This is a genomic window from Pseudoalteromonas sp. GB43, from assembly GCF_054923805.1.
Map to the genome: position 1 here is coordinate 234,675 of NZ_JBPCHJ010000003.1, position 18,767 is coordinate 253,441.

18 protein-coding genes and 1 pseudogene are annotated in these 18,767 nt (G+C 39.8%); 9 read left to right on the forward strand and 10 right to left on the reverse strand.

Annotated elements, in window-relative coordinates:
- The first annotated feature begins 34 nt into the window (after nucleotides 1-34).
- From ACRWSG_RS23145 to nagB, 4 genes and pseudogenes are all read left to right on the forward strand, one after another.
- Nucleotides 35-2,380, forward strand: coding sequence for a sodium:solute symporter family protein (locus ACRWSG_RS23145; protein ID WP_462167681.1), 2,346 nt, complete (start codon nucleotides 35-37; stop codon nucleotides 2,378-2,380).
- Nucleotides 2,381-2,511: 131 nt separating this feature from the next.
- Nucleotides 2,512-3,095: pseudogene (locus tag ACRWSG_RS23150) on the forward strand (N-acetylmannosamine-6-phosphate 2-epimerase).
- Between the two features lie 5 nt (nucleotides 3,096-3,100).
- A complete protein-coding gene (locus tag ACRWSG_RS23155; RefSeq protein ID WP_462167682.1) occupies nucleotides 3,101-3,985 on the forward strand; it encodes an ROK family protein in 885 nt (294 codons plus the stop codon).
- Complete coding sequence (nagB, locus tag ACRWSG_RS23160) at nucleotides 3,973-4,779, forward strand: glucosamine-6-phosphate deaminase (RefSeq protein WP_462167683.1); 807 nt, start codon at nucleotides 3,973-3,975, stop codon at nucleotides 4,777-4,779. Before ACRWSG_RS23155 ends, nagB begins: the two co-directional genes overlap by 13 nt.
- Nucleotides 4,780-4,972: 193 nt before the next feature.
- Here nagB and ACRWSG_RS23165 read toward each other — a convergent pair whose 3' ends face one another.
- The 3 genes from ACRWSG_RS23165 to ACRWSG_RS23175 all read right to left on the reverse strand — a co-directional run bounded on the left by ACRWSG_RS23165 (nucleotide 4,973) and on the right by ACRWSG_RS23175 (nucleotide 7,063).
- The gene (locus ACRWSG_RS23165) at nucleotides 4,973-5,197 is read right to left on the reverse strand and encodes a hypothetical protein (protein WP_235404390.1); all 225 of its coding nucleotides are present in this window, start codon (nucleotides 5,195-5,197) and stop codon (nucleotides 4,973-4,975) included.
- 23 nt (nucleotides 5,198-5,220) lie between these two features.
- A complete protein-coding gene (locus tag ACRWSG_RS23170) occupies nucleotides 5,221-5,739 on the reverse strand; it encodes a hypothetical protein (protein WP_235404391.1) in 519 nt (172 codons plus the stop codon).
- Between the two features lie 100 nt (nucleotides 5,740-5,839).
- Nucleotides 5,840-7,063 carry an RNA-guided endonuclease InsQ/TnpB family protein gene (locus ACRWSG_RS23175; protein WP_462167684.1) on the reverse strand — a complete coding sequence of 408 codons (1,224 nt, stop codon included), beginning with the start codon at nucleotides 7,061-7,063 and terminating at the stop codon, nucleotides 5,840-5,842.
- Nucleotides 7,064-7,101: 38 nt separating this feature from the next.
- On the opposite strand from ACRWSG_RS23175, the gene tnpA reads away from it, so the two are divergent.
- The 5 genes from tnpA (at nucleotide 7,102) to ACRWSG_RS23200 (ending at nucleotide 10,759) form a co-directional block, all read left to right on the forward strand.
- Nucleotides 7,102-7,497: an IS200/IS605 family transposase gene (gene tnpA / locus ACRWSG_RS23180; protein WP_175080771.1), complete on the forward strand. Its 396-nt coding sequence runs from the start codon at nucleotides 7,102-7,104 to the stop codon at nucleotides 7,495-7,497.
- 188 nt (nucleotides 7,498-7,685) lie between these two features.
- The gene (locus tag ACRWSG_RS23185; RefSeq protein WP_462167685.1) at nucleotides 7,686-8,822 is read left to right on the forward strand and encodes a PD-(D/E)XK nuclease-like domain-containing protein; all 1,137 of its coding nucleotides are present in this window, start codon (nucleotides 7,686-7,688) and stop codon (nucleotides 8,820-8,822) included.
- A 60-nt stretch (nucleotides 8,823-8,882) separates the two neighbouring features.
- Nucleotides 8,883-9,668 (forward strand): recombinase RecT, encoded by a 786-nt coding sequence (locus ACRWSG_RS23190; RefSeq protein ID WP_462167686.1) that lies wholly within the window; start codon nucleotides 8,883-8,885, stop codon nucleotides 9,666-9,668.
- Complete coding sequence (locus ACRWSG_RS23195; protein ID WP_235404402.1) at nucleotides 9,668-10,582, forward strand: hypothetical protein; 915 nt, start codon at nucleotides 9,668-9,670, stop codon at nucleotides 10,580-10,582. The genes ACRWSG_RS23190 and ACRWSG_RS23195 overlap by 1 nt, the downstream gene beginning before the upstream one ends.
- Nucleotides 10,583-10,759 (forward strand): hypothetical protein, encoded by a 177-nt coding sequence (locus tag ACRWSG_RS23200; protein WP_155950874.1) that lies wholly within the window; start codon nucleotides 10,583-10,585, stop codon nucleotides 10,757-10,759.
- Nucleotides 10,760-10,853: 94 nt separating this feature from the next.
- On the opposite strand, the gene ACRWSG_RS23205 is transcribed toward ACRWSG_RS23200, so the two are convergent.
- From ACRWSG_RS23205 to ACRWSG_RS23235, 7 genes are all read right to left on the reverse strand, one after another.
- Nucleotides 10,854-12,089 (reverse strand): type II toxin-antitoxin system HipA family toxin, encoded by a 1,236-nt coding sequence (locus tag ACRWSG_RS23205; protein WP_462167687.1) that lies wholly within the window; start codon nucleotides 12,087-12,089, stop codon nucleotides 10,854-10,856.
- Entirely contained in the window at nucleotides 12,082-12,357 is a 276-nt protein-coding gene (locus ACRWSG_RS23210) for a helix-turn-helix domain-containing protein (RefSeq protein ID WP_036973834.1), read from the reverse strand. The genes ACRWSG_RS23205 and ACRWSG_RS23210 overlap by 8 nt, the downstream gene beginning before the upstream one ends.
- Before the next feature lie 554 nt (nucleotides 12,358-12,911).
- The gene (locus tag ACRWSG_RS23215) at nucleotides 12,912-13,304 is read right to left on the reverse strand and encodes a hypothetical protein (RefSeq protein WP_462167688.1); all 393 of its coding nucleotides are present in this window, start codon (nucleotides 13,302-13,304) and stop codon (nucleotides 12,912-12,914) included.
- A 29-nt stretch (nucleotides 13,305-13,333) separates the two neighbouring features.
- The gene (locus ACRWSG_RS23220; RefSeq protein WP_462167689.1) at nucleotides 13,334-13,615 is read right to left on the reverse strand and encodes a hypothetical protein; all 282 of its coding nucleotides are present in this window, start codon (nucleotides 13,613-13,615) and stop codon (nucleotides 13,334-13,336) included.
- A gap of 307 nt (nucleotides 13,616-13,922) precedes the next feature.
- Nucleotides 13,923-14,522: a methyltransferase family protein gene (locus tag ACRWSG_RS23225; RefSeq protein WP_036973833.1), complete on the reverse strand. Its 600-nt coding sequence runs from the start codon at nucleotides 14,520-14,522 to the stop codon at nucleotides 13,923-13,925.
- Nucleotides 14,523-14,647: 125 nt separating this feature from the next.
- Nucleotides 14,648-17,758 carry an efflux RND transporter permease subunit gene (locus ACRWSG_RS23230; protein ID WP_462167690.1) on the reverse strand — a complete coding sequence of 1,037 codons (3,111 nt, stop codon included), beginning with the start codon at nucleotides 17,756-17,758 and terminating at the stop codon, nucleotides 14,648-14,650.
- A gap of 60 nt (nucleotides 17,759-17,818) precedes the next feature.
- Complete coding sequence (locus tag ACRWSG_RS23235; protein ID WP_036973832.1) at nucleotides 17,819-18,754, reverse strand: efflux RND transporter periplasmic adaptor subunit; 936 nt, start codon at nucleotides 18,752-18,754, stop codon at nucleotides 17,819-17,821.
- Nucleotides 18,755-18,767: the final 13 nt, after the last annotated feature.

The following is an 18,767-nucleotide window of genomic DNA, read 5'->3' on the forward strand; positions in this document are numbered from 1 at the left end:
TAACAGGTATACAGGATAACAAACAAAAGCTGTTATGAAAAAAATAATTATATTTATCATCGTATTATTCATGTATGTATCATCAACATCAGCTAATACACAATCAACTTGGCAACAAGACGCACAAGCTGTGGAGCCGGATATTATTAGCAACCCATTAGCTTTTCAGATATTTAATAATGAAAAGCAACCAGAACTCGATGTTGACCCCTCATCTCTAATTTTACTTTACGGTGATAGTTACATAGTTATTAGTAGTAACAAAGCTGATAATTTAGTCACCAAGAAGGTATCTTTTAATCAAAATTCATCACAGCAAGAAATTGAAAAGCTTTCTGTTCTTCCTATTCACTTTGATAAGTTCCAAGCTACTATCTTAGAGAATAAGCTATATCTTGTTGGCTACAGAAAAAAATGGCTCTTTTATTCTTTAGATTTACAAGAAGAGCAAGCCCAATGGCAATCGTTGCCGACACCTGTGTCACCAAATAGTGCTGTAAAAAACGTTTATTTAGCAGCTCAAAGTGACGGTGAAAAAATAGCGATATATAGCATTAGCCAGCTAAGCTCGCCGACGGAAAAAATAAAAGTTAGCCAATTTTTATCAAAAGAAAGTGTATGGAAATCTATAACACCAGCTAATCAAATAGCTGTATTAGACCCAATTTCATTTAGCTCTGCTTTTGCACAATCACACATCTTAGTAATGACTCAATCAGCACAGGTAATTGGGTTTAATACTGTAACAAAGGCATGGAGTGAATATCATGAAGCAAGCCCTTACCTTAGAACTATTCAAGCAAAGTTAGTTGGCACAGAACTAGTAGCTTCATTCAACAATAGTGAAAGCGGTTCTGATTCAATTGCAAGATTACAGCTTAAAAACACAAATAAAGACTTTGGTTTAGTTAACATGTTAGTGCTAGTCGTTTATTTGCTAGCTGTTGTAGCTGTCGGTTTGTTCTTTATGTTCAAAAATAAAAATACAGATGACTACTTCCGAGGTGGTCAGTCTATTCCTTGGTGGGCAGCGACCTGTTCAATATATGCAACAATGCTAAGTTCCCTTACTTATATTGCATTACCTGCTGTCGTTTATCGCTCCGACTGGGTGTTATTACTGGGTATTTGGATGATCATTGCTGTTGCTCCTATTGCAGTTTACGTTGCGATTCCATTTTTCCGACAACTAGATGCAACAAGTGCTTATGAATACTTATCAAAAAGATTCAATCTACCCGTGAGATTATTTGCGAGCGGATTATTTACGTTATTCCATGTTGGAAGGATGGGTATTGTAATGGCGCTTACTGCACTTGCATTATCCGCAGTTACTCCACTTAGCGCGGCCGAAAGTGTTCTTATTATGGGAGTCTTGTGCTTACTTTATTGTACTTTAGGCGGTGTTGAAGCCGTTATTTGGACAGATACAGTACAAACTATCGTATTGCTAATAGGTGCTTTTGCTTGCTTTGCAATCATCATAATGGGATTAGATGGTGGATTTACTCACTTTATCGAAATAGGCATTGCCGATAATAAATTCACATTTGCAAATGTTGATTTTAGCCTTAATAGCATAACAACGTTATCAATTTGGGTCATAGTAATCGGCGGCATTGGCCAAAATATTTCTAGCTATACAGCGGATCAAGCAGTAGTGCAACGATACATGGTAACCGAATCTTCAAATGCAGCTACTAAATCTATTTGGGCAAATGCATGGCTTGCAGCACCCGGCGCACTACTCTTCTTTTGTATTGGTACTGGATTGTATGTGTTCTATCAACAACACCCAGAAAAGCTTGATCCAAGCCTGCAAATCGACCAAATCTTCCCGGCATTTATTTCAAATGAGCTACCAATCGGAGTAGCAGGTTTAATAATCGCAGGTATTTTTGCCGCAGCTCAGTCAACTGTATCTACCAGTATGAATTCAATTGCAACAACTGTTGTGACTGACTTCGTACGTCCGTTTCAGTTAGTCAAAAATGAAAAGTCATACATGAAAGTAGCTAGAGCATTAACATTTTTATCTGGCTTACTTGGAACACTCGTCGGTCTTATCTTCATCGACCCTGAGATTCGTTCATTAATGGAGGCTTACTTCAAAGTGATAGGTATGTTCATGGGGGCATTAGGCGGAATATTTGTACTTGGGGCATTAACTAAAAGAGCAAACTCTTTAGGTGCAATTGTAGGCCTCACAAGTGGTGTACTCGTCATGATATCGGCTTGGCAATTTGGTTGGGCTAACGGTTACCTATACGGAACAATTGGTATTTTGACTTGTTTAATTATTGGTTACGTAGTCAGCCTTATCAGCCCTAAGCACCAGAAAGATTTAAATGGCTTAACTCTATTCACGATGAACAAATAGCAAGGTAGAAAATCATGTCAAAGAACCTACAACTCGAGGCCGAACTCTTAAATTCTCTTAAGGGAAGCTTAATTGCCTCATGCCAACCAGTCGATAATGGTCCAATGGATAAGGTTGAACATATTGTAGCAATGGCACTAGCAGCTGTTGCAGGTGGAGCTAAAGGACTAAGAATTGAAGGTGTTGAAAATGTAAGAGCGGTTGCTTCAATAACCAAGGTTCCAATTGTTGGTATTGTGAAACGTGATTTAAACGATTCGCCTATACGCATTACACCGTATGTTGAAGATGTCATTGCGCTAGCTAAAGCAGGAGCAAAAATAATCGCTTTTGATGGCACTGATAGAACACGCCCTGTTGATTGCTTAACCCTACTCGCAACTATTCATGAACAGGGGTGTATAGCAATGGCTGACTGTGCGGATTATAAAATGAACGCTTACTTTTCAATGCAGGGTGTACCTTCATAGGTAGCACAATGTCTGGCTACCTAGATTTATCAAATACGCCTAACGAGCCGGACTATAAGCTCGTCAGTGATCTTGCAGAAGTCGGGGTGCCAGTAATAGCTGAAGGTAGATATAACACACCTGAGAGAGCTGCAATTGGTATGCAAATGGGTGCACATTGCGTCACTGTAGGATCTGCAATTACACGTATTGAGCACATAACCAATTGGTTTGTTGATAGCATTGAAAGCCAAGCAAGAGCGTAGCAAATATGGATATATCAATTGATGTTGGTGGAACAAAAATCGCGTGTGCTCTTATAGAGGAAAACCAAATTCTAAAGAGTAAAAAAGTCGATTCGATAATTCATCAAAACCTTGAATCTCTACCTATTTATCTATTTGATTTAATTAAAGATTGGTTACCAAAATCAAGTAGCGTGAACGTTGCCTGCACAGGGCAAGTTAGTCAAGATTCAGTAAGTTTTCTCTCTGCTGGCAAAAAGTTACCACTGAAATCCCGTTTAGAAGAGTTAACCAATTTGCCCGTCACTATTATTAATGATGCTGCAGCTGCAGCTTGGGCTGAATACGAGTTAAACCAGAACTTAAGTAAACAAGATTTTGTATACATTACTGTGTCCACAGGTGTAGGTGCTGGCATTGTCTGTAATGGCAACTTAATAACTTGCCAAGATGGGTTTTGTGCTCATCTAGGTCATACTACAGTCCACGTTAAAGGTACTAACGTTTATCCATGCCACTGCGGCCGAAATAACTGTGTAGAAGCAATAGCATCAGGAACAGCCATCGCTAAACATGCCTCCTCAGTATTAGGTGAAATTATCGATTGTAAAACTGCATTTGACTACTCTTCGCAGCTAAGAGCAGTCAATGAAGTAATCAATCAAGCAGCGGATGCAGTTTCAGAACTGATCTTCAATATGAAAGCTACACTCGGTAACCAGCATGTGGTGCTTGGTGGCAGTGTAGGTAACTCAGAACTTTTTTTTGAAATGGTAAATGAAAGAATCAAAAGAGCTTCAAGTTTATATCAAGTAACTCTCATTAAACCCGTTACAGGTGCGAACGCGGATATGCTAGGTGTTCACTATTACGCGCAAAAGCTGAAAGGAGTTGAACTATGCAAGTCTTAATTTTTGAAAACAAACAAAAGGTTGCATTTTTTGCAGCTCAACTTTTTAAAGAGTTACTTCAACTAAAACCTGCAGCAACGTTAGGACTAGCAACAGGTAGTACGCCAATTGAACTTTATAAAGAATTAGTAAAACTTTATGAGAAAAAAGAGATCAGTTTTTCCAAAGCTGCCAGTTTTAATTTAGATGAATATTATGATATCGATGAAGGTAATAGAAACAGTTATCGCTATTTCATGAACTCCATGTTATTTGAAAAAATCGATATAAATTTGAAAAATACCTACCTACCAACTTGTAATCAATATCAAAACCCTGGCCAGCAAGGTAAACATTACGAAGCGCTAATACAAGAGTGTGGAGGAATTGATTTACAGCTACTTGGTATTGGCGCTAATGACCACATTGGATTCAATGAGCCAACATCAAGTTTGGCATCGCGTACTAGAATAAAATCCCTAACTCCTCAAACAATTCAAGATAATAGCCGCCTTTTTGAGAAAGGTGAAAGCCAACCACAGTTAGCAATGACTATGGGAATTGCTACTATCTTAGATGCAAAGTATATCGTGTTGTTAGCCACGGGCGAAGTAAAAGCAAGAGCCGTATCAGACATGGTTAATGGCTCATTATCTGCAAACTGTCCTGCGTCGGCACTGCAAATGCACCCAAATACAATTGTTCTTTTAGATGAAGCAGCTGCGAGTCAGCTAAAAAATAAAGAATATCTTCAATGGGTCGCTAACCAAAATGAATCCATCGTAAAGAAACATGGTTACTTTAAGGATTTATAACAAACAGAATTATACTTGTTGTCATGCTTGCTCTTGATGAGTTAATCCTGTCCTTTTCTTGAGTAAGCATTTTTATCTGTCGTTGAAAGTATGTATTTAATCCCTACTTTATCGAGTAAGTTTTTAGCTCAGTCTAAATGTCTAACCTAATTTTTCTTACCTTACATTCTTAAAATATAGAACCAACGTTTATTTAATAGAAACCTTTATCTATTGCTTCTAAAGCATCTGTTTTATCATCCACTAAAGCTAAAAGTGCTTGCTGCTTATTTTTTATTACACTTGGTGAACATTCCCCAACTACATCACCATCAGCGTCATAAATGCAGTTTGTCCACTCAATTTCAGAGACTAATATAGGTATTCCATTTTTGTTATAGAATTTATATGGCTCTTTCAACGTCGTAATAAACCACATCAGGCAACTCCTTATAAATAGAATTAATTTACAGAGTTCGACTTTTCATCAAATAAAGACAGCTGTAGCCGCTGAGTTGTTTCTAATAAATAATTTATCTGATTAATTAGAGTTTGCGCTGTGACTCCAAATGATATTGTCAGTAGAGTGCTTGAGTGTAAGCTTTCATTTTTTCTAAATAACTTCAACCCTGGTACTGATTCATTAATTTCATTTATTGTGATCAAGTTAATGAATCTGTATTTTTCGCTAAAATTAGCGACAATGTTTAACTCACCACATGGCGATTCTTCATTCCATTCTGAAAGTGGTATAACGTCCACTGTGAATGTAGAGGTTGCACACTCTATACGCTGTATTATTCCATCCACCGTCAAAATATTCTGAATGGTTAGATCCTCGAAATAATTTTTTATAATTTCGATCATTTCGCTTGGTAATAAATCGGTTATTTGATGGTGTGCTTCAACACTAAAATGAGTATCAGGTAAATCAGCGCTAAGGTTTCCAATAATATCTTTTAATGCTTTTCCTTCGAACATCGAGTTTCCTAGTTTAATTGTCCATAATAGCAATCTATGTGAACTAACCAGCGACATCGCTTCGCTCTGATCACTGGGCTTCTACAGTCTAGCTTAACGGCTAGGCTGCTTCTTTCTCATATCCAAAATCCAACTTCGATAATTCGAAGACTTTCGTTTTAACGGATTGTTTCTCCTGAGATACGGGTGCTACCCTTGCGACGATTCCAGCCGCAATTAAATCTAATTCACCTGTCTTTTCTATGCTCTTAGCCGACGATAGATCACGGTTTTGATACGTTCCGCAAGCTACACAAGTGAAATACCTATCGTTCAATGTTAAAACATAGTTTTGGCCGCACTCTGAGCAGATCCCAGTGGACTTCTCAAATCGACCAATTTCGTGATACAACTTACCCTCTAACTCAGCTTTGTATTTTGAAAGCTGAGTTATCAGCCCCATTACGTTATCGGCAACCATGCTGCCATTGAACTTTTGCATCGCTTTTACGTTTAAATCTTCAAAACACGCTATATCAGTTTCATTGATTATCTGTCGTGAAATTTTGTGCGCAAAGTCGAGCCTTTGCCTTGAGATTTTACCGTGTAGTTTATTGATGCGTTGTTTAGTTTTGTGCCAACGATTTGAGCCTTTGGTTCGACGCGCAAGCTGGCGTTGCAATTGATTTAGTTTCTCTTTTGACTGTTTTAAAAACTTCGGATTATCGGCCACAAATCCGTTCGAACCAACAACCGTTTGCTTTGAGTTGATATCAAAACCAGTGATCTTTTCCAAAACCTGTTTAGCCGTTTTACACTCCACTTCCTGTGTGATGCTGCATCCCCACTTTCCGTGACGATATTGAATGGTTACGGTCTTAATTTTGCTCGCAAGTCCACGATGCAAAACGATTGGCACTTTGCCGACCTTTGGGATGCTTATAGCGTCATTTTCAATTCGAATACAGTTGGAATTATTGACCGCTCGGAAGCTATCATTGTGAAGCCGCTTCCTTTTGTAGGAAACTTTGTGCTTTGGAAAATGCTGCAAACGACCTTTAGAAAATGCATTCTTCATCGCTGTTTCCAAGTCGCGAGCAACCTGCTGAGCCGCTGCAGAATCAAACGCTTTAATCCAGCTAAATTCCTCGAATGGCTTAATTTCCTTGAGGAGAGAAGCCATATCTTTGTAAAACAGGAATGTTTTATCGTATTCATAACGACGCATATTTTCAGACAACAACAGATTCCAAATGCCACGCGCTGTCGCACCAAACTCAATGAGCTTAACTTCTTGTTCTGGCGTAGGGTTTAGCCTGTAGTTGTATCTGAGCGTCTTTTTCATATACTGTATAGACTACTGTATAAGGCCAAGTTGTCAAGATGGAATATGAAACTAAATCTCACTGCAAATATCTAATTGCGCTTCATTTAATTTTGGTGGTTAAGTACAGAAAACCTCTGCTAAACGGAAGGCTGGGTGAGTTTGTAAAGAAAACGGTTTTCGATGTTTCTCTATCATCTGACTTTAGGATCGAAGAGGTTGAGATAGACAAAGATCACATTCACATGCTGATTACAATCGGCACTCGATATTCAGTAGGCCAGCACGCAAGGAGGATTAAGCAAGCGACAACCGCTAAAATCTGGAAATCATTTCCTTATCTGAAAAACCAATTTTGGAAAGAGAAAACATTTTGGTCTGATGGGTACTTTGTGTGTTCTGTAGGGAATGCAAGCGCAGAGACTATACGAAAATATATCCAAGAGCAGGGGTGACACCTATTCATCCCCGCGACATCACTTTGTTCTGATCACGGGGTTTTCTCGGTGAGTTTAGATAAAATTAAAGATCGCGCTCAATTCTCATCATTAACTTTGAAGATAGGTTTTCTTCTTCAGTTCAGCACGAAAAAATCTCTATGACATGATGTTACTACTTTAAATAAGTAGAGCAAGGCAAGAACATGGCATCAGTAAATCTAAAAGTTCAAGAAACAGAAAAACCTACAGAGTGGTTTAACACTATTCTGCCTGCATACGATGATTTAGGTAATCCAAACTTTTTGGACTCTAATGGTGATCTTGTTGAGGGTATTTATAGCGGTGTGCCAAATTCTGTTTACCACAAATTAGATGCTCATAGCTCATCTCTGATTAAAGAGTTAGCGAAAAACACACCAGCTCATGTATTTCGTCAATATTTTTCTAATGAGGAAAGAAAACGAACTGCTGCACAAAGAAACACTCTTGATACTGGCACTTATGGTCATGAGTTAATATTAGAGCCAATTGGTTTTTATGATCGCTATTTCCGTGTACCTCTTGCCATTGAGTATCCTACAGCGCTTCACACAAGTGCTGAGCTAAAGGACGCATTAAAAGCCGCAGGTCAAAAGGTCTCAGGCACTAAATCAGAGTTAGTTAAGCGCTTGTTAGATGCTAAACCAAACACCCTAATTTTTGATGATTTGATTGCAAAATCCATAATAAAAGGCGCTGGAGTCAAAGCCTACAACGAAGCTGTAAAAATGGTGGAAGAAAATAAGTGTTCTAGCCTATTAGCTGCTTTCAACGATGGAGCGCTTTCACACATAACCCATAAGACACCAATAGATGGTTTAGTCTGGGATGACGCCCATAGAATTTTGAATACATTCAAATCTCACGCTAGAGCTAAGCGATTAATTTCAAATGGTTTTGCGGAACTTACTGTAATAGCGCGAGATCCTGACTCAGGATTAATGCTTAAAGTAAAATTCGATTACATTAACAAGCATGCAATTGCCAGTGATGTTAAGTCTACTCGTTCAGCCAATCCAAATAAGTTTAGATTCCAATGCAGAGACCTTCGATATGACGTTCAAGAGAGTTTCTATAAGTATGTTGCGAATTTAGCAGGTATTCCCGTTAAATTGTTTGCTTTTATCGGTGTTGAATATTTAGAGGCTGATATATGCGAGGTTTTTGAGATGAAACGTACCCGCCAGATGATTGCTCATAATGACATGAAGAAAGCAATTGCAACTCTCAAAGAATGTTTAGATAGTGAAAACTGGTATGGATACACCAAAAACGATGAGGTCGTTGTTATTGACTGGTAATAAGCGCGATTTTTTAAATCAAATATTCTTATTACATATCCAAGTTCAACGGTGAGCGTTATGAGTTTATCACTTCAAGAATATCAAAATTTATTGTATGGAAAATTAACAGCATGCAAAGGCCAGTTTGAGGCTTATCTTTCCGAAAATGGTTATAAGCTAGACTTTAATACAGAGCTAAACTACGTCTATCAAATCGTTATGTCTGGATTAAACGTAGAATACAGCTTCCCTTACACTCCAGTTGAGTCCGTAATCAGTTCATTTTTAAAAGCTGCAAAAATAGGCCTTTCACTTTGCCCTACTGAGCAGCTTTGCTTTTTAAAAACTGAATATAGTGAATCATCAGACCAGTATGTGACTCAATTAGGATTAGGCTACAAGGGAATTCTTAAACTTGCTTACCGTTCTGGAAAAGTAAAACAAATTAATGCGAATGTTTTTTATGAAAAAGACACTTTCCAATACAACGGTGTAAATTCAAAAGTTACCCACACTACAACCGTTCTATCTAAAGCAATGCGTGGACAATTAGCCGGTGGCTATTGTCAAACTGAGCTAATTGATGGTTCTTTTAAGACTACAGTTATGCCTCCTGAAGAAATTTTAGCTATTGAAGAGCAAGGTAAGGCGATGGGCAATGAAGCGTGGCTTTCAGTGCATGTGGATCAAATGAGGGAGAAAACCCTTATTAAACGTCACTGGAAGACTCTCTGCCCTTGTATTTATAGAGATAGTGTTATGAATGACCCAATGTTGTTTGATGATCAAGATTGTCAGCACAGTTCCAATCAGCAAGCTTATGAAGAAAAATTCGAAAGTGCTTATTCACGCGAGGCGTACTAATGTTATCAGTTCAAATTGAAAAGCTAATTAAATCTGCTTCAGACAATATTAAACAGTGGGAAACATTGTTCAACTTGGCTTCACATTCTCATTATTCCGCTTTGATTAAAGAGTGCGCCCTAGATGACGTTGTTGCGACAATTAAAGATGTGGATATGTTGATCGGCTCTCTGAGTCCTGAGCTGCTTAACCTAGTGAACATAAGAGTTAGGAAACATCCCTACACTACTGCATATTGTCTGTTTCCTGCACTAAATACAGATAATGTAATTGCCTACCTTGAAACTCAAGGTATTGTAAAAAGCTATGAACTTGCAGTGGTTTATGACAACGATAAATTTTCAATTGATGTTAGCTCAAACAAAGTATCTCACGTTAAAGGCGATAGCACTCAGGAGGCTTCATACTCTGGTTGCTATTTATTATTAGAGTTTGAAAATGGTACAAGCAAAGTTTGGTATATGGATGAGTATGAAATGCACTCTGCTTTTGATGCATGGCAAAACAAAGTATTTGGGGGTATGGATGTATTCAACAATACACTTGAATGGGCTGGTTTTGCATTAATTCTTCGTGCCTTGAAAACACTGGACATGCAGGATAGCGTAATTAGCCATCCAATCTTACCCGTTTTAAAAAGCCGATTAACTTCATATTACTCTGATTTTTTTAAGTACTACAAAGAGGCCAATAACGATAAGTTTGCTAGCTGCGTAATTACTTCACAGTACGTATCAACAGAAGGTGGAGAACTTGAAGAAGCATTAAAAAAACTAGATGACATCATTGAACCACCTGCAAATGTTATCGTACTAGGCCAACATAACCGCCAAGTGAGTAATGAAGATACCGAAATGAATGAAGCATCAGAAGATCAGTGCGAATTTTATAACCTTGATTTTGGAGTTATCTGAATGATTAAAGTTGAGTCAGAAATTTTAATTCAAATAGCTTTTAAGGAAGTGGAAAACGGTAAACCAGTTAACTTTTGGTTTAGCCCAATTCAGCATAAATATAAGCTAAATTATGATGAAGCTGGCACCGAAATTTGTCAGATAAGTCAGCTTTCATATTTTTGGTATGGGCCTTAACAGGCGACTCCTATTTTAGACTAAAAATAGTATAAATCTCTCAACTTATCTGACATTTGCAAAATAAGGCATGACAATTTTAATTATCCTGTATTTAAAGCGCCTTAAACTTTTCTATCATATCATTATCAATCTCATTGATTAGATTAGATGACAAACCTAAATGCTTGGCCTCATGCCTAAACGAGCGCGTTGCTTCAAATATTTCTTCAGCCATAGTCATAATCGCTTTTTTTGAAGACAACCCCGACTGAGCAGCTAGCTGATTTAGTACATTCTTTGGTGTTTGGTCATTACCACCAAAAGCCGTCATATGCTCTTTGTAAGGACTTGGGCTGTAAACAATGTCGTAGAAAGGTGATAGCGTCCAAACATCGGAGTCACTGGCAAGAAAACTGAAGTTCTTACTATGATCATCTTGGTTAACAGTTAAATAGTTAAACATGCAACGCTTAATGAGCTTCTGAGACTCTGTAACACTGCACATGATGCGCGTAGCTTTTACTAAATGCACATAGTCCAAAGAAGGTTCTCGAAAAGGGGCATCTAATAACCCACAAGCAGAAATCATATGAATTCGACCACCTTGCTCTGTGCAATCAAATCGCTCCTGCTCTAGCCAATATCTTCCATTACCCGCATCAATTAAATCAAACTCAGGAACCTCGATGCCAACATTACGAGCAATTTGCATGTAGCAATATTCAACTATTGATTCAGAGTGCTTCAAGTCAAACTTTTCTGATGTAAGCTTTACTATAAGCTTTGTGCCTTGTACGTCGTCTAATGTTGAATATTGACCATTCGCTAAACGCGTAACGTTCATTTTTGGCCTAGCACCACCCGATCCACCCGTTTTCATCAAGTGCTCAAGCAAAGCTGACTCAGTGCCTTCAAATTCTTCAATCGCAGCTCGACCGAGGGTAATAATATCAATTGAATCCTTGGACTCATCAAGTAAATCTAACTCTGGCTCATAGCTCAACGCCCCCATACATCTCTCACCTAGGTAGGCCAAACGCTCTAAAGCGGTAACTGTTTTTGGGTTCTGATTGTTCTGCCTAAATACACGATCCATGAGATAAAGACCCCAACCATCAGGGAGGCTGTCTGCAAAAACTCCATGGATGCCATAATGCGGTTTTCTAGGCGCAGCTTGTAGGCTTGTGTCTGCTTTTAAATTGAACGGGGCCAAAGAAGTAGAGTGAGCGTTTAAATACGTCTCGTCAAATTGAAAGAAGCTTTGTTGACTATTTTCAACAAGCTTGCCGACAAGCACCTTTTCACCGGTGCTAAGCTTACGCCTTACGGTTAGGGCAGATTTAAGCATGTCGTAGCACATCCTCTATTGATTTGAATTCAGGCTCACACGACTTTGTCAGCTCTTTCACTTTTTTCAAGTCTCCGACGGTCTCATAAAGCATTAGAAACTGACGCAATGAGATGTTACCAGATGATTCAAACTTTCGGATCGTCGCATAAGGCACGCCAGACAGATCGGCTAACTTCTGAACACTGAGTTTGTCTTTTTTTCGAGCTGACTTGATAAACTCTTTGAGATCCATCTGCAAATCATAAGCAGTATAAAGGGATAACATACACACCTCCAAATATGTCACTATAGTATCAATTATAGCATAAATAATGACATTATTTGTTACTATTGTGTCACATATGAAATGGTATTGAAGATTGTTTCATCAAGAGACAATATAAAAGCCATCACCGATGGTGAATAAAATTGCTGTTATAGTAACAAAAAATAAGATTATCAGTTGAATTTGTTACTATAGTATCAAAAAGTATCAAGATTAGAATTCTGCCTTATAAATTAATCTGTGTATTCACTGCTTTTAATAATTAAACCTACATCTCCCATTATTTCTGGTGGTGGCTTTGGCTTTAGGCATTGATCCTATTGGTATTAAAAAGGGTTCTACAGAGACTCTTCTAGTTAAATTTGTGTAAGAGTTGAACGGGTGAATTTAATAAAGGTTCAAAATAATTGCTACTACCAAGTCTCAATCGAGCTACAACTGAGTATTTGAGTATTAAAAATCACACTAGGGAGCTTGAGCAGTGACAATCTTGACCATAAGATAAGAAACTCATCTTTGGACAAAAACGTTTTAGAGTATTTATTTGGTAATTCCTAATCAGCCGACGTGTCAGCGGTCGGCTGCATTTTCTTGTAAGCTTTATAGTGCAATACTCTAGTGTTTACACCTAAATATTCATAAGCCGCAGCAGCCTTCATTACCAAATCTTCGTCTCTACACAGAAAAAAATGACAAAATGAAGCAACACCTGCATGCGTCATATCACTAAAGGATGCCCGAAATCTTCTATCTTTTTTCATTTTTGAATCACGATAGTAACCGAGAAAATTTAACTGGTGATAGACTGCGTTGACTTTCTCTTGAATAGTTCTTTCTCTATCCGAATCTGCTTCAAAGCTACGAGGTTTCACTCCAAAAAATGTTTCTATACCAATTCCTGAGAATTCTTCAATGCCTGATAAAATCTGCCATATTTTTTCCACCACGTTTGGCGGTTTTACATTTTTTAATATAACTATCCAATTCCCGTTTTGGCCTCGAACTCTGAAACTGGGGATTCGCCTCCTTCATCAAGTTCCTCTGCTACTCTCGAAGATTGACTGCTCATCAACGCAGGCAAATCTGCAATAAGCTTTTTGATACTTTCTATATGTATGGTTTCATCTAGCGCAATTTCGTCAATTCCCTCTAAAGCTTCCATCATGTACTTTTGTAAATCAACAGAACCTTGCTGAAAGATTTCTCCAAAAGACTTATCTGATTGTCCCCCGTAAAATGTCATGAGCATCTCAGACATGCCAAAATCGCCACTACAGCTTTCCGATTGATTTGCTAAAAAGCGCTTATAGGTATCACTTGCTAGATGTAGTGGCTCGCGAACATAATCCCTCTGACTTGATTACATCGTACATTTTGGACTCACATTAAGTGAGAATATGACCGGTGCCTGACTCACTTTAATTGACAATGAACTCACGCTAATCGAGAACGGGCTTGCAAACATAATCAGTCGGCTCACTTTATTTAAGAATAACGACAGTTCATAAAAATGGACGTTAAAAGATACCGTTCGTTAGTTTATGCATATAAAGCAGCCTGCGCCATTACTTATTTAAGCGTGAAAGCTTAGGTATGTATCGGTTAGTGTCAGACTTATATTTTAGAAAATCATCGCCATGCACTTTCTTCAAATAAGGCTCTTCAATTTGTCGAACAATCACTTCAATGCAAATCCAACATACAAAAGCACATGCCCAAAGCAGCAAATGTGGGAACGTTATACACACCCCTGCCCAAAATAGAAAAATACCAAAGTAAATGGGGTTGCGAGACTTTGCGTAAATCCCGTGGGTAATAAGTGCAGTCGTTTCTTGCTGGTCAACGCCAATACGCCATGAATCTCCCATTTGAATTTGAGACAACAAAGTTACAGCAATTCCGCAGGCGCCAATCAAGGAGCCGAGAAGCTGAAATGGAATTGAAGGAACAAATAGTAGGGGCGCACGTCCTAAGTAACCAAAAAGAACTAGACCAAATGCAAAGCAAAACGTAACCACGAATATAGCCCCTGGTACAATTTCTATTAATGGTGCGTTTATAGATGCTGCTCTTATACCAAAATCACCATTTCTCTTATATTGAACAAAGCTTCTACCGAGGACGGCTAGCGCCAAAAAACTACTAATTAAAATAAGCGAAACCATATCTATCCTTATCGTACATGACGTTAAGAATATGATTGTAAAGTCTATACTTAATAAAGAGTCAATAGGTACCTAAAAATCGTTCAGGTAAAACTTGGGCATTTACGAATAAATGCCCAAGAACACTACTGATCCCCTTTACTATGCACGAGTCGATAGAGTACAGGCAGCACTACCAGTGTTAGCAAGGTTGACGATATTATCCCGCCGATGACCACCGTGGCCAAAGGCCGTTGCACCTCTGCACCTATGCCCGTATTGAGCGCCATGGGCACAAATCCAAGGCTTGCCACTAGTGCTGTCATTAATACCGGACGCAAGCGAATAAGTGCCCCTTCAACAATGCTATTCACTAATTCTCCGGTTTCTAGCAAACGTTGCTTGATGAAGGACAGCATTACCAATCCGTTTAATACGGCAATCCCAGACAACGCGATAAATCCTACCGACGCGGATATGGATAAAGGCATATCCCTTAACCAAAGAGACATTACACCGCCTGTTAATGCCAAAGGGATACCTGTGAAGATAATCAACGCATCGCGTATAGAACCAAACGCAATTACCAGCATTGTCAAAATCACAAACAACGTAACCGGTACCACAATCGTCAATCGTTGACTCGCACTTTCGAGCTGCTCAAAGGTTCCACCATAGTCGAGCCAATAACCAGCAGGTAAATCTACTTCATCATTAATTCTCGCCTGAGCTTCTTCAACAAAAGTGCCAATATCTCTGTCACGCACATTTGCTGTGACAACAATACTACGTTTGCCATTCTCCCGGCTTATTTGGCTAGGTACTTCTTTAAATGCAAGTGTGGCTAATTCGCTTATTGGTACATGCTCACCAGAGGGCGTGACTATGGGAACGCTCTCAAGCTGAGTGAGTTCATTTCGAATGTCGTCGGCATATCGCACGACAATTTCAAAGCGTCTGTCGCCCTCAAAAATCATTCCAGCGGTTTCTCCACCTGTCGCAGCATTGAGCCATAACTGCAAGTCGGCTATATCCAAACCAAAGCGTGCCAATTGATCAGGCTTTGGTGTGACGGTGAAGATTGGAATGCCTTCTACCTGCTCAAGCCTCGCGTCATCAGCTCCTTCAATCGTTGAAATAACGGTCAAAATGTCAGAAGCAGATGCAAAGAGCGTATCTAAGTCATCCCCAAATAGCCTTATCCCCAAATCTGCCCTTACGCCACTAATCAATTCGTTAAAACGCATTTGTATAGGTTGCGTAAATTCATAATTATTGCCGGGCAAAGTAAACAAGTCCTCTTCAAACGTTTTCACTAACTCAGCTTTTGTCATTGATGGATCGGACCATTGCTCCCGAGGCTTTAAAATAACAAACGTATCAGTAATGTTTGGTGGCATAGGGTCGGTGGCGACCTCACCCGTACCCGTGCGACCGAATACCGTCTGTACTTGCTCATACTGCATAAGTTTCGCTTCAAGAGTTTTTTGCATTTCAACTGCTTGTTCTACCCCAGTCCCAGGGATGCGTATCGCTTGTACTAAGATATCACCTTCATTGAGCTGGGGAATAAACTCGGAGCCTAATTTACTGCCCATCCATAAACTGCCGACAACCAAAGCACTCGCTGCTACTACCACTAGCCATCTAAAACGCAGCGCTCCGGTTAAAACAGGACGATAGACTGCCTTTGCACCTTTAATAATTGGGCTTTCTTTTTCGCTAATTTTACCTCTCATGAAAATTGCTATCGCCGCAGGCACTACGGTAAAACAAAATACCATTGCGGCAAGCAAAGCCATTATCACGGTCGCTGCCATGGGGTGGAACATTTTACCTTCGACGCCAGTGAGCGTGAACAAGGGGATATAAACAATGGTAATGATCAATACACCAAACAAACTGGGACGTATGACTTCATTAGTGGCTTCATATACAACATTCAGCCTTTCTTTGAGCGGTAGAGTAGCGCCGTTTTGTTTCTGGGATTCGGATAATCGTCTGATACAGTTTTCAACAATGATAACTGCGCCATCGACAATCAAGCCAAAATCCAGTGCGCCTAAACTCATCAAGTTAGCAGACACATCTGTTTTGACCATGCCCGATATCGTGGCAAGCATTGCCAAGGGTATTACAGCGGCGGTAATAAGTGCAGCTCGCACATTCCCAAGCAAAACGAATAGCACAACGATGACAAGTAAAGCGCCCTCGACGAGGTTTTTCTGCACTGTGTCGATGGTTTTGTCAACGAGGCTTGTCCTATCGTAAACCGCTTCAAGGATTACGCCCTCGGGTAAGCTTGTTTTAATGGTTTCGAGCTTACTGTCCACAGCTTTGGCGACCGTACGAGAGTTTTCTCCCACTAACATCATTGTCGTGCCAATCACTGTTTCTTGGCCATTTAACGTGCCGGCTCCAGAGCGCAGCTCTTTACCGAGGTTGATTTGGGCGATGTCTTGAATTTTTACCGGTACGCCATCAATGATCTTAACAACCACTTGGTCGATATCGTCAATGCCCTTAAGTTGGGCTTCCGATCTGATTAGTACTTGTTGCCCATTTTGTTCTACAAAACCAGCGCCTTGATTCGCATTGTTGCGTTCTAGCGCACTGAGAAGGTCACCTGTACTTATCCCAAAGTTTATCATTGCGACTGGATTAGGATTCACATGATATTGCTTTTCAAATCCGCCTATCGCATAAACCTCGGTCACCCCCTCAACAAGCGACAATTGGGGCTTAATTACCCAATCATGGATCTCCCTTAATGCCATAGCATCATAGGGTTGACCGTTGTCCTGTCGCGCCTGAGGCTCAGCACTTAACGAGTACATGTAAATTTCCCCCAAGCCTGTGGAGATAGGGCCCATTTCAGGGGTTAACCCTGTTGGCAATTGCGCCGCGATGGCGGTGAGACGCTCGTTGACGAGATTTCGTGCGAAATATAAATCAGTGCCCTCTTTAAACACGACTGTGACTTGCGACAAACCATAGCGTGATATCGAGCGGGTATACGATAAATTAGGCAAACCGGCCAGCGAGGTTTCAACTATAAACGTTATGCGTTGTTCAGTCTCCAAAGGCGAGTAACCTGGGGTTGCGGTATTTATCTGCACTTGCACGTTGGTGATATCAGGCACAGCATCAATCGGCAATTGTTTGTAACTGTACATACCAAAAAAGGCGACAAACAAGGCGAACAACATCATGACACCACGTCGCTCAATGGATAGACGGAGTATTGGTGCTATCATGTTCTCACCTCACCGTTTTTATGGACTTGGCTTTGCTTTTGACAATAAATGCGCAGGTAATTAGTCATCATCGCCCGCCTCCATTTTTAATAAATCAGCTTTTAGTAGATAGCTATTTTCTACAACGACTTGCTGGCCTATTTGAACGCCCTTCACAATCTCTACTAAACGGTTGTCCGTGTTCCCAAGCTTTACTTGGCGGGGGTAAAATCGCTCCCCTTCTTTGACAAAAACAATGGTTTGCCCATCTAACTCTTGTATTGAACTTTTGGGGAGAGCCAGATTGACTTCTTGGAACCCAATCTGAATATAACCCTCTACCATAGCGCCTAAAGGCCAATAACCACTGCCATTATCAACGTTCACAAACGCGATAGAATAAGGTTTGTCATCAGGTGAGGACGTAATGTGGCTTATACTTGATTGTTGCTGCAATTCCTCAAGCCTTAAAGTGACTTCCATATCAGCGGCAATACGAGTACGTTGTTTGGGGAAAATAGCCAATTGAGCAATTGCGCGAGAGTAATTAGCAACAGAAAGCAGTACTTGACCGTTGGTGAGCTCACCATCATTGGCGTGTCTAGCTATGATTTTTCCAGACATCGGTGAGGTGATTGAGTATTGATTTAAACTCTCGTTTGACTCAATGATTGCCAGTGTGTCACCTTTTTCTACTTTATCTCCAATATTCACCATGATACGTTTTACAACACCGTCGAAGCGGGCACGAATATGACTCAGTGACGCAGGATCATGAACTATCCGCCCAAAGGTTCTGGTTGTGAGCGATAATGTTCCTGATGCGGCCGATGCAGTCACGATATCGTGTTCAAGCATCCGTTCTTGAGATAACACTACGTACTCGGGTCTTTCTTCGGCTTCCTCATCGTCATCATCAGCCAGGGCGACAGAAGCAAACAGTAAAGTAACTAGCATGACTAACATGCCAAGCAAGTCACGTGCGCTAGTAACTAATGTAAATTGTGATTTATTCATTATTTTTTCTCTA

Bases quoted from the DNA above. Each gene is read 5' to 3' on its own strand.
- ACRWSG_RS23155 (WP_462167682.1), top strand. From the start codon at position 3,101: ATGGATATATCAATTGATGTTGGTGGAACAAAAATCGCGTGTGCTCTT.
- ACRWSG_RS23235 (WP_036973832.1), bottom strand. From the start codon at position 18,754: ATGAATAAATCACAATTTACATTAGTTACTAGCGCACGTGACTTGCTT.
- ACRWSG_RS23145 (WP_462167681.1), top strand. From the start codon at position 35: ATGAAAAAAATAATTATATTTATCATCGTATTATTCATGTATGTATCA.
- ACRWSG_RS23220 (WP_462167689.1), bottom strand. From the start codon at position 13,615: ATGTCTGAGATGCTCATGACATTTTACGGGGGACAATCAGATAAGTCT.
- ACRWSG_RS23230 (WP_462167690.1), bottom strand. From the start codon at position 17,758: ATGATAGCACCAATACTCCGTCTATCCATTGAGCGACGTGGTGTCATG.
- ACRWSG_RS23210 (WP_036973834.1), bottom strand. From the start codon at position 12,357: ATGTTATCCCTTTATACTGCTTATGATTTGCAGATGGATCTCAAAGAG.
- nagB (WP_462167683.1), top strand. From the start codon at position 3,973: ATGCAAGTCTTAATTTTTGAAAACAAACAAAAGGTTGCATTTTTTGCA.
- ACRWSG_RS23175 (WP_462167684.1), bottom strand. From the start codon at position 7,063: ATGAAAAAGACGCTCAGATACAACTACAGGCTAAACCCTACGCCAGAA.
- ACRWSG_RS23170 (WP_235404391.1), bottom strand. From the start codon at position 5,739: ATGTTCGAAGGAAAAGCATTAAAAGATATTATTGGAAACCTTAGCGCT.
- ACRWSG_RS23205 (WP_462167687.1), bottom strand. From the start codon at position 12,089: ATGCTTAAATCTGCCCTAACCGTAAGGCGTAAGCTTAGCACCGGTGAA.
- ACRWSG_RS23195 (WP_235404402.1), top strand. From the start codon at position 9,668: ATGTTATCAGTTCAAATTGAAAAGCTAATTAAATCTGCTTCAGACAAT.
- ACRWSG_RS23165 (WP_235404390.1), bottom strand. From the start codon at position 5,197: ATGTGGTTTATTACGACGTTGAAAGAGCCATATAAATTCTATAACAAA.
- ACRWSG_RS23185 (WP_462167685.1), top strand. From the start codon at position 7,686: ATGGCATCAGTAAATCTAAAAGTTCAAGAAACAGAAAAACCTACAGAG.
- tnpA (WP_175080771.1), top strand. From the start codon at position 7,102: ATGGAATATGAAACTAAATCTCACTGCAAATATCTAATTGCGCTTCAT.
- ACRWSG_RS23225 (WP_036973833.1), bottom strand. From the start codon at position 14,522: ATGGTTTCGCTTATTTTAATTAGTAGTTTTTTGGCGCTAGCCGTCCTC.
- ACRWSG_RS23200 (WP_155950874.1), top strand. From the start codon at position 10,583: ATGATTAAAGTTGAGTCAGAAATTTTAATTCAAATAGCTTTTAAGGAA.
- ACRWSG_RS23190 (WP_462167686.1), top strand. From the start codon at position 8,883: ATGAGTTTATCACTTCAAGAATATCAAAATTTATTGTATGGAAAATTA.